The sequence below is a fragment of the Pseudomonas oryzihabitans NBRC 102199 genome (assembly GCF_000730625.1).
Taxonomy (GTDB): domain Bacteria; phylum Pseudomonadota; class Gammaproteobacteria; order Pseudomonadales; family Pseudomonadaceae; genus Chryseomonas; species Chryseomonas oryzihabitans.
The window spans coordinates 83,544-93,510 of sequence record NZ_BBIT01000002.1 but is presented as its reverse complement, the minus strand read 5'-3'; the positions used below and the strand labels follow the sequence as shown (position 1 = coordinate 93,510).

General features: G+C 68.4%; 9 protein-coding genes. 2 read left to right on the top strand and 7 right to left on the bottom strand.

What is annotated here, in order from left to right:
- Window positions 1-7: 7 nt before the first annotated feature.
- Window positions 8-679, bottom strand: a complete 672-nt coding sequence (gene ccmB, locus POR01S_RS01955; protein WP_027599850.1) for a heme exporter protein CcmB — start codon at window positions 677-679, stop codon at window positions 8-10.
- The gene (ccmA, locus tag POR01S_RS01950) at window positions 676-1,281 is read right to left on the bottom strand and encodes a cytochrome c biogenesis heme-transporting ATPase CcmA (RefSeq protein WP_042133391.1); all 606 of its coding nucleotides are present in this window, start codon (window positions 1,279-1,281) and stop codon (window positions 676-678) included. Before ccmA ends, ccmB begins: the two co-directional genes overlap by 4 nt.
- Before the next feature lie 107 nt (window positions 1,282-1,388).
- Here ccmA and fliK point away from each other — a divergent pair, with 107 nt between their 5' ends.
- Both fliK and POR01S_RS01940 read left to right on the top strand, forming a co-directional pair.
- Window positions 1,389-2,963 (top strand): flagellar hook-length control protein FliK, encoded by a 1,575-nt coding sequence (gene fliK / locus POR01S_RS01945; protein ID WP_042133390.1) that lies wholly within the window; start codon window positions 1,389-1,391, stop codon window positions 2,961-2,963.
- Window positions 2,960-3,274 carry an EscU/YscU/HrcU family type III secretion system export apparatus switch protein gene (locus POR01S_RS01940; protein WP_007158963.1) on the top strand — a complete coding sequence of 105 codons (315 nt, stop codon included), beginning with the start codon at window positions 2,960-2,962 and terminating at the stop codon, window positions 3,272-3,274. Before fliK ends, POR01S_RS01940 begins: the two co-directional genes overlap by 4 nt.
- 149 nt (window positions 3,275-3,423) lie before the next feature.
- Here POR01S_RS01940 and mazG read toward each other — a convergent pair whose 3' ends face one another.
- The 5 genes from mazG to POR01S_RS01915 form a co-directional block, all read right to left on the bottom strand.
- Entirely contained in the window at window positions 3,424-4,269 is an 846-nt protein-coding gene (mazG, locus tag POR01S_RS01935) for a nucleoside triphosphate pyrophosphohydrolase (RefSeq protein WP_042133387.1), read from the bottom strand.
- Between the two features lie 69 nt (window positions 4,270-4,338).
- Complete coding sequence (gene relA / locus POR01S_RS01930; RefSeq protein ID WP_007158965.1) at window positions 4,339-6,579, bottom strand: GTP diphosphokinase; 2,241 nt, start codon at window positions 6,577-6,579, stop codon at window positions 4,339-4,341.
- Window positions 6,580-6,640: 61 nt separating this feature from the next.
- The gene (rlmD, locus tag POR01S_RS01925; RefSeq protein WP_042133386.1) at window positions 6,641-8,005 is read right to left on the bottom strand and encodes a 23S rRNA (uracil(1939)-C(5))-methyltransferase RlmD; all 1,365 of its coding nucleotides are present in this window, start codon (window positions 8,003-8,005) and stop codon (window positions 6,641-6,643) included.
- Window positions 7,992-8,891: a cysteine synthase CysM gene (gene cysM / locus POR01S_RS01920; protein WP_007158967.1), complete on the bottom strand. Its 900-nt coding sequence runs from the start codon at window positions 8,889-8,891 to the stop codon at window positions 7,992-7,994. Before cysM ends, rlmD begins: the two co-directional genes overlap by 14 nt.
- A gap of 80 nt (window positions 8,892-8,971) precedes the next feature.
- Window positions 8,972-9,862, bottom strand: coding sequence for an alpha/beta hydrolase (locus POR01S_RS01915; RefSeq protein WP_169742403.1), 891 nt, complete (start codon window positions 9,860-9,862; stop codon window positions 8,972-8,974).
- Window positions 9,863-9,967: the final 105 nt, after the last annotated feature.

Below are 9,967 nucleotides of genomic sequence, written 5' to 3'. Positions count from 1 at the left end.
GTCCTCGTCATTGGGCCGCGCCGATGCGCAGGCCGGCGGCGATCGCCAGGGGGGCCAGGGTCAGGGCCAGCAGGGTCAGGCAACCCAGCCAGAGCAGTAGCCCCGCTACCGGCAGGCCCAGCCGCGCCGCGTCCAGGGTGCTGGCGCCAAGGATCAGCACCGGGATCTGCAGCGGCAGATTGAGCAGCGCCAGCAGCAGCCCGCCACGGGCCAGGCCCACGGTGAGGGCCGCGCCGATGGCGCCGATCAGGGTCAGGGCCAGACTGCCCAGGGTCAGGGCCGCCAGGGTCGCCGGCAGGGCCGCGGCGGGCAGCCCCAGCATCAGCGCCAGTACCGGCGTCAGGGCGACCAGGCCGAGGCCGGCGAAGCACCAGTGCACCAGCAGCTTGAGCAGGACCAGCAGCGGCAAGGGCTGGGGTGCCAGCAGCCAGAGTTCCAGGGAGCCGTCCTGCCACTCGCTGCGAAACAGGGCTTCCTGACCGAGCAGCAGGGCCAGCAACAGCGCGATCCACAGCAAGCCCGGCGCCAGGGCGGCCAGCTGCTGGCTATCAGGCCCCAGGGCCAGGGGAAAGAGGGTCACCACCAGGGCATGGAAAGCCAGAGGCGTGAGCCACAGCGCCGGTCGGCGCCAGGCCAGGCGCCCTTCGCGCCCGAGGATGGCCAGCCAGGCGCCGCTCATCGACCAGCGTCCAGCCAGAGCAGGCGATGGGCGGCCGGGGCGGCTTCCAGCTCGCGGTGACTGGTCAGCACCAGGGCGCCACCCGCGGCGCAATGCGCCTGCAGGCGCGCTTCCAGCCGCGCGCAGGTGCTGGCGTCGAGGGCGGTGAAGGGTTCGTCCAGCAACCAGAGCCGCGGCGGTTCGGGCAGCTGGAGACGGGCCAGGGCGACGCGGCGACGCTGACCCGCCGAGAGCTGTCGGCAGGGCTCGTCCGCCCAGTCGGCCAGTCCCTCGGCCGCCAGGGCGGTCCAGCAGGCCTCCCGGGTCGTCGGGCGCCACAGATTGGCCAGGCTATGGAGATTTTCCGCCGCGGTCAGCCCTTCGGCGATGCCGGGCGCATGCCCCAGCCAGAGCAGTTCGCCGGCGGCGGGCCGGCGTACCGTACCGGCATCCGCCGGCAGCAGTCCCGCCAGGATGCGCAGCAAGCTGGTCTTGCCACTGCCGTTGACGCCCCCGATCTGCAGCGATTCGCCCGCCGCCACGCTCAGACTCAGGTCGTCGAACAGCAGGCGACCGCCCCGTTCGCAACGGAGCGCGACGGCGTCGAGCAGGGGCTGATTCAAGACAGGGGTTCTCACGGCACTAAAGTCGGTCGGGCGCTGGCCGTTAACCCGGCACACGCCCTTGAAGGCGCGCCATTATACACAGGCGATTCCACCGGACCTGCCCGATGACTTCCATCTCCGCGATCCAACCCAGCGCTGGCGTCACGCCCGCCCTGCCCGTCCGGGCCGCGGCGGCGCAGGCGTCGGACGCGGGGGCGCAGATCCTGCAGGCCCTGCAATCCCTCGACGACCTGATTCCGCCCGGCAGCACGACCACCGCCGAGGTGCTGGCCACCCGTCCGGCCGGCCAGAGCTTCCAGTTCCTGCTGCAACTGCAGCTGGCCGAGGGCGGCAGCGTCCTGCTCACCACCCAGAGTCCAACCAACAACCTGCCGGTGGGCAGCCAGCTGCTGGTGAGCACCCTCGGCTCCACCCAGCTGGCCGTACTGCTGCAGAGCCTGGAGGGCGACGCGCCACCACCGCCGCTGCAGCAACTGGATCTGCGCCAGTTGCCGGTAGGCACCACCCTGCAATTGCGGGTGCTGAGCAGCCTGCTGCAGCAGCCACCCGGTGCGGCGCCTACCTACGAGGTGATCGCCAAGGCCCTGAGCTCCAGTCTCGAAGGTCGCCAGCTCAAGCTGGAATCGCCCCGCCCGGTGCCGGTGGGCAGCCTGCTGACCGTGGTGATCAAGGACAGCCAGGAGGTCACGGTGCTGCCCATGGCGCAGCGCCTCGACCAACTCGACATCGACCGCCAACTGCAGGGCCAGGGACAGCGCCAACTGTCGATGAATGCCCTGCTGCAATGGCTGGAGGACGTCCCCGAGGCGGACCTGCCACCGTCGGTGGGTGCGGCGCTCAAGTCCCTGCTGGCCAATCTGGAACACACCGAGGCCCTGACCACCCCGCAGGGCTGGGCGCGCGCCCTGGCGCGCAGCGGTCTGCAACTGGAGCAGCAACTGCTGGATCGCGGCGGTCCCGAGCTCCAGGAAGACTTCAAGGCCAACCTGCTGCGCCTAGTGGATCGGCTACTGGCGAGCCTGCCGGGCGAGACCCTGCGCAATCCCCAGGTCGCGATCCAGACCGCCCAGCAGAATCTGCCCGATGCCTTGCGCCGGGCGCTGGGCGACGCCGCCACCGCCAGTCGCCAGCCCACCGCCCTGGACTTTCCCCTGGGTGAGCGCGATGGTCGCGGCCTCAGTGCCGCCAACGCCGAACTCGACGAATTGCTGCAACTGGCCACCGGCGTCATCGCCCGGCTGCAGACCCACCAGCTCGCCAGCCTGGCGCAGACCCAGGTCTTGCCGGACGGCTATTACCTCTCCACCTGGCAGACCGAGATCCCCTGGCGCGATGGCGAGCGCCTTGGCGCGGTGCAGGTGCGCTTCCAGGAGGAACGACCGCCGCCGGACAGCCGCGGTGAAGCCCGCGACAGCCTGTGGAAGGTGGAACTGGCCTTCGATCTGGCGCCGCTCGGCCCGCTGCAGGTACGCGCGCAACTGGCCAGTGGCCGGCTGTCGAGCGAGTTCTGGGCGGAAAAAGGCGCCACCGCCACCCTGATCGATACCGAATTGCCCCATCTGCGCGAGCGCCTGCTGGCCGCCGGCTTCGTGGTCGGCGACCTCAGCAGCCGCCAGGGCCGTCCCGCACGCCATCCGCGCACCTCCCTCGAACAACGCTGGATCGACGACACCGCATGAGCACGACCGCCGCCCGCCAGGCCATCGCGCTGTCCTATGACGGCAGCAGCGCCCCCATCCTCTCCGCCAAGGGCGACGCCGAACTGGCGGAACTCATCCTGGCCACCGCCCGGGAGCACGAGGTGCCCATCTATGAGAACGCCGACCTGGTGCGCATCCTGGCGCGCCTGGAGCTGGGCGCGGAAATCCCCGAGGCGCTCTATCGCACCCTGGCCGAGATCATCGCCTTCGCCTGGCACCTCAAGGGCAAGTGCCCGGCGCACCTGGCCGACCAACCGGATCTGTCGTACGGTTGGGAGCGGATGCCGTAGATATCCAGCTCAATTCTCTTATCGCGGCCATGGGCCGCTCCTACAGGGAGTGATGCTTTTATAGGAGCGGCCCATGGCCGCGATAGTCCAGTCAGGCCGGTCGCTACGGCGCACCGGCATGGCCGCGATAAAATTCGCAAAAACCTGCCCTACCCCCGCCGCAACGAATGCCCGACGGCGCCCTTCTCTTCCACCTTGGCGGCGTCCCACAGGGCATCCATCTCCTCCAGGCTGGCCTCCTGGGGCGTGCGGTCCTGGGCTTTCAGCGCCTCTTCGATGAAGCGGAAGCGCCGCTCGAACTTGGCGTTGGCCTGGCGCAGGGCGTCTTCGGCGTCGACCTGCAGGTGCCGCGCCAGGTTGACCATCACGAACAGCAGATCGCCGACCTCTTCCGCCACCTGGGCCGCCTGGCCGTTGGCCATGGCCTCGCGCACCTCGTCCAGTTCCTCCTGGATCTTGGCCACCACCGGCGTGGCATCCGCCCAGTCGAAGCCGACATTGGCCGCACGCTTCTGCAGCTTGGCCGCGCGACTCAGGGCCGGCAGCGCGGCTGGCACGTCATCCAGCAGCGACAGCTGCTCGGGCGCCGCCGCCTTTTCCGCTCGCTCCTCGGCCTTGATCTCTTCCCAGCGGCGCTTGATGGTCGCCTCGTCCAGCCGCGGCAGGTCCAGCGGGCCATGCAGGTCGCCATCGGGAAAGACATGGGGATGGCGTCGCACCAGCTTGCGGGTGATGCCATCCACCACCTGGCCAAAGTCGAAATGGCCATCCTCGCGCCCCAGCTGGCTGTAGTAGACGACCTGGAACAGCAGATCGCCCAGCTCGTCGCGCAGCTGCGGAAAATCCCGCCGGGCGATGGCGTCGGCGACCTCGTAGGCCTCTTCCAGGGTGTGGGGCACGATGCTGGCGTAGTCCTGGCGCAGGTCCCAGGGGCAGCCGTGTTGGGGGTCGCGCAACCGGGCCATGAGGTGCAGCAGGTCGTCGAGCTTGTACATTGGGTGAATCCTGTCACTGGAAAAAGAACGAGGCGCCAGGAGGCGCCTCGTGGGGGCATCGTCACCGGCTCAGGCGGCGCGATTGCGCCGGGCTTCGATGATGTTGGGCAGCTGGGAGATCCGTCCGAGCAGACGACCGAGGGCGTCCAGGCCGGGGATCTCGATGGTCAGCAGCATGTTGGCGGTGTTTTCCTCGCGATTGGAGCGGGTGTTCACCGCCAGCACGTTGATCCGCTCGTTGAGCAGGATCTGCGAGACATCGCGCAACAGACCGGAGCGGTCGAAGGCCTTGATGACGATATCGACCGGATAGGTCTGCACCGGCACCGGGCCCCAGCTCACCTGAATGGTCCGCTCCGGCTCGCGACTGGCCAGCTGCAGGGCGTTGGCGCAGTCCTGCCGGTGGATGGTCACGCCGCGCCCCAGGGTGATGTAGCCGACGATGGCGTCGCCCGGCACCGGCTGGCAGCACCCGGCGATCTGGGTGAGCAGGTTGCCCACCCCCTGGATCTGCACATCGCCGCGCTTGCCCGGCTTGTTGGTCGGCTTGCGCGGCAGGAGATCGAGGGTATCGACGCCCTTGTCCGGCTCCACCAGCTGCTGGGCGGCATGCATCACATGGGCCAGGCGCAGGTCACCGGCGCCCAGGGCTGCCAGCATGTCCTCGGCACCCTTGTAGTTGACCTTCTCGGCCAGCGTATTGAAGTCCACCGGCGGCAGCGCCAGGCGCGACAACTCGCGCTCGACCATGGCCTTGCCGGCGGCGACGTTCTGGTCACGCGCCTGGAACTTGAACCAGTGGACGATCTTGGCCCGGGCCCGCGAGGTGTTGACGTAGCCGAGGTTGGGGTTGAGCCAGTCGCGGCTGGGCGAGCCCTGCTTGCCGGTTATGATCTCCACCTGCTCGCCGGTCTGCAGCTGGTAGTTCAGCGGCACGATCCGGCCGTTGATCTTGGCGCCGCGGCAGTTGTGGCCGATCTCGGTGTGCACCCGATAGGCGAAGTCCAGCGGCGTCGCCCCCTTGGGCAGGTCGATGGCATGGCCGTCGGGGGTGAAGACATAGACCCGGTCCGGCTCGATGTCGACCCGCAACTGGTCGGCCAGGCCGCCGATGTCGCCCAGCTCCTCGTGCCATTCCAGCACCTGGCGCAGCCAGGATATCTTCTCTTCGTAGTGGTTGGAGGCCGACTTGACGTCGGTACCCTTGTAGCGCCAGTGGGCGCAGACCCCCAGTTCGGCCTCTTCGTGCATGGCGTGGGTGCGGATCTGCACCTCCAGCACCTTGCCCTCCGGACCGATCACCGCGGTGTGCAGGGAACGGTAGCCGTTCTCCTTCGGGTTGGCGATATAGTCGTCGAACTCGCGGGGAATGTGCCGCCACAGGGTATGCACGATACCCAGCGCGGTGTAGCAGTCACGCACCTCGGGGACCAACACCCGCACCGCGCGCACGTCGTAGATCTGGCTGAACTCCAGGCCCTTGCGCTGCATCTTCCGCCAGATGGAATAGATGTGCTTGGCCCGGCCGCTGATGTCGGACTTGATGCCGGTGGCGGTGAGTTCGTCACGCAGCTGCTGCATGACATCGGCGATGTACTGCTCGCGATCCAGCCGCCGCTCGTGCAGCAGGGTCGCGATCTGCTTGTACTGCTGGGGCTCCAGGTAACGGAAGGACAGGTCCTCCAGCTCCCACTTGATATGACCGATGCCCAGGCGGTGGGCCAGGGGCGCATAGATGTCGGCCACTTCGCGAGCCACCCGGTTGCGGCGCTCTTCGGTGGCGTTCTTGACCGCACGGATGGCGCAGGTGCGCTCGGCCAGCTTGATCAGGGCCACGCGCACGTCGTCGACCATGGCCACCAGCATGCGCCGCAGGTTGTCGACCTGGGTCTGACTGCCCAGCACCATGGACTTGCGCGGATTGAGACTCTCGCTGATCGCCGCCATGCGCAGCACGCCTTCGATCAGCTTGGCCACCACCGGCCCGAAATGCTCCGCGGCCGACTCCAGGGTCGCCTTGCCCTCGCGCACCGCCCGGTAGACGATGGCCGCGATCAGGCTGTCCTGATCCAGCTTGAGATCGGCCAGGATCTCGGCCATCTCCAGCCCGGTGTGGAAACTGGAGGTACCCTCCGCCCAGGTGTGCTCGACCTGGCCGGAATTCTCCTCCGCCGTGCGGGCGAAGCCGCAGGCATCCAGCAAGGTCTCGCGATCGAGATTCGGATCCACGCTCTGGATGTGATCCAGCCAGGCGTGAAGGTTGATGCTGCCATCGACGTTGACTGGCTGATGCGCTCTGACCTGTACCATCTACCCCTTCCTCACGGCGGTGCCTTCGCCGGATTGGCTCGCATCGGTTGGCGAGCCGTCGTTACCCGGGCATCCCGCCCGCTTCGAACAACACCATGGCTTCCACATGGGCGGTCTGCGGGAACATGTCGAGAATGCCCGCTCTTGTCATGCGATAGCCCTGTCGGACCAACTCTCCCGCGTCCCGCGCCAGGGTGGCCGGATTGCAGGAGACATAGACCAGTCGCCCGATACCCAGGCCGCTGAGTTGCCGGACCACTTCCAGCGCACCGTCGCGCGGCGGATCCAGCAGCGCCAGCGAATGGCTGCCCAGATCGGCGGGTAGCGGGTTCGACAGGTCCACCTGTAGAAAGTGCGCGTTGCCGATGCCGTTGTCACGCGCATTTTGTATTGCCCGGGATGTCATCGCCGCGACCCCTTCGATCCCGGTGACGGCCGCCGCCTGCCGCGCCAGCGGCAAGGCGAAGTTGCCGAGGCCGGAGAAGAGATCGAGGACCCGGTCGTCGGCCTTGGGCGCCAGCCAGTCCAGCGCCTGGGCGACCATGGCTTCGTTGATGGCGGCATTGACCTGGACGAAGTCGCCCGGCTGATAGGCCAGCGTCAGGTCCCAGGGCGCCAGCCGATAGCCCAGCCTGGCGTCGGCCTGGTCCGGTTGCGGCTCGCCCTTGCCCTGCCACCAGAGCTGGACGCCGGCCGCCGCGCAGAAGTCGCGCAGGCGCGCCTGGTCACCCGGCAGCAGCGCCTGGGTATGGCGCACCAGCAAGGCGGTTGCCGTCCCCTGGAAGAGTTCGACATGTCCGATCGCCTGGGGCCGTTCCAGCCCGCTCAGCAGCTCCGGCAGCGCCCGCAGCAGGGGCTGCAGTTCCGGCACCAGCACCAGGCAGTCGTCGGGGGTGACGATGTCCTGGCTGGCTTCGGCGCGAAAGCCCACCTCCAGGCGGCCCTGGCGTTCGTCCCAGCGCACCGCGATGCGGGCGCGACGGCGATAGCCGAATTCGGGTCCGACCATGGGCGCGGCCCAGGCCAGCGGCTGCACCCCGGCCAGCCGGCGGAACTGCTCGGCCAGGGCCTCCTGCTTGAGGGTCAGCTGATCGGCATGGGGCAGGTGCTGCAGGGTGCAACCGCCGCAGCGGTCGGCCACGCTGCAGGGCGGCGTACGCCGCAGCGGACTGGCCTCCAGCACTCTAAGGGTACGGGCTTCGACCACCTGGCTGCGGGCACCGAGCACCCGCGCCTCGACCCGTTCGCCCGGCAGGGCGCCGGCGACGAACCAGGTCCGCCCGCCTTCGTGAGCGATGCCGCGCCCGTCATGGGACAGCCGCTCGATGCCCAGCAGCTGCCGCTTGCCGGTCGGCACCCCGGTCGCCCGGGCGCCACCGGCCGGCTGGAAGCGCAGTCCGCCACCGCCCCGCTTAGCGCGCGTCATAGACGCCGGTCGACAGGTAGCGATCGCCTCGGTCACAGATGATCGCGACGATCACCGCATTGTCCACTTCCCGGGCGATGCGCAGGGCGCCCGCCACCGAACCACCGGACGACACGCCACAGAAGATGCCTTCTTCCCGCGCCAGGCGGCGCATGGTGTCCTCGGCTTCCTGCTGGCCCATGTCGATGATGCGATCCACGCGGCTGGCCTCGTAGATCTTTGGCAGATAGGCCTCCGGCCAGCGACGGATGCCGGGGATGGCCGCGCCCTCCTCCGGCTGCAGACCGACGATCTGCACCTTGGGATTCTGCTCCTTGAGGTAGCGCGAGGTGCCCATGATGGTCCCGGTGGTGCCCATGGAGCTGACGAAATGGGTGATGCTGCCATGGGTCTGGCGCCAGATTTCCGGACCGGTACCCAGGTAGTGGGCCACCGGATTGTCGCCATTGCCGAACTGGTCGAGCACCTTGCCGCGACCTTCGGCCTGCATCCGGGTGGCCAGATCCCGCGCCCCTTCCATGCCGTCTTCCCTGCTCACCAGGATCAACTCGGCGCCATAGGCGGTCATGGCCGCCTTGCGCTCGGCACTGGAGTTGTCGGGCATGATCAGGATCATGCGGTAACCCATGATGGCCGCCGCCATGGCCAGGGCGATCCCGGTATTGCCGGAGGTGGCCTCGATCAGGGTATCCCCGGGCTGGATGTCGCCGCGGGCCTCGGCCTGGCGGATCATCGACAGCGCCGGGCGGTCCTTGACCGAGCCCGCCGGATTGTTGCCTTCCAGCTTGAGCAGCACGGTACTGCGGGTGTCGCCGGCCAGGCGCTGCAGGCGCACCAGCGGTGTGTTACCGATGCAATCGGCGATGGTGGGATAGTGCAGACTCATGAATCAGCTCGTTCCGCCAAGGGTGAAAGCCTTCCATGATACTCCCAAAGCCCCGCCGACCCTACCCGTCCGGCGCCTGGCTAGGGTCGGCGCGTGGCGGCACCGTCGCTGGCCACTTCCAGGGCCGCGGGCAGGCTCACTGACAGCACCCCCTCCGGACCCAGGTTGGGACGTATCTCGGGCGTCACCTGCATCCCCGGCAGTCCGGCCAGACGCTCGGCCAGTCGCTTGGCGGCATCGGGCGCCACCTTGCGGGTCAGGTCCTCGGTACCGGAATACAGCCAGAGCTGCACCGGCCGGGCCCCGCCCACGCCCTGGAATTCCTGCGCCCGCTTGAGAATGAAGCCCTGCTGCCAGCCGAAGGCGACATCGCTCGCCACATAGCGCTGGAACGCCTGCGGCTGTCTATAAAGGGTGTCGAGCACGAAGAGGCCGCCGTAGCCATGGCCCCACAGCGTCTGGCGATTGGGATCCACCGGCACGCTCTGGGTCAGCAGCGGCTTGATGCGCTGCTCGATCAGGTCGAGAAAGGCCCGCGAGCCTCCTGCCGGCCAGTCCTTGCGCACGTCATCGCGGGCGCGGCCATTGCCCACCGCCGGGGTGTAGTCGTAGGTGCGCTCCTGCATGGCGTCCGCGGCATCGGCGTAGCCGATCGCCACCAGCACCGGGGCACTCTTCAGCTTATGGGGCGACAGCCAGACATCCTGGAGTTGCGCCAGGGCGGCATCGCCATCGAGCAGGAACAGCGCGGGATAGCCCATCATCGGCGCCGGCTGCTTGGGAATACCGATATAGACCCGATAGCGGCGCTTGCCATCCGCCGAGTCGAGCAGGTGCGTCTCGAAGCTGTAGTACATCGACCCCCGCTCCACCAGGGTGGTCTTCTTCGGCTCCTGGGCCTGGGTCGGCGCCAGCCAGCCGGTCCCCAGCAACAGGGCCCCCGCTAGCATCAGACTGCAACTCTTCTTCAAAGGATCTCCTCGAACGCAACCGCACCGGAACGACCGGCAGTCCCTACCAGACCGCCGATGGGGTCAATGGTTGTGCACCGCGGCCAGGGACCGTGGCAGCCTTCG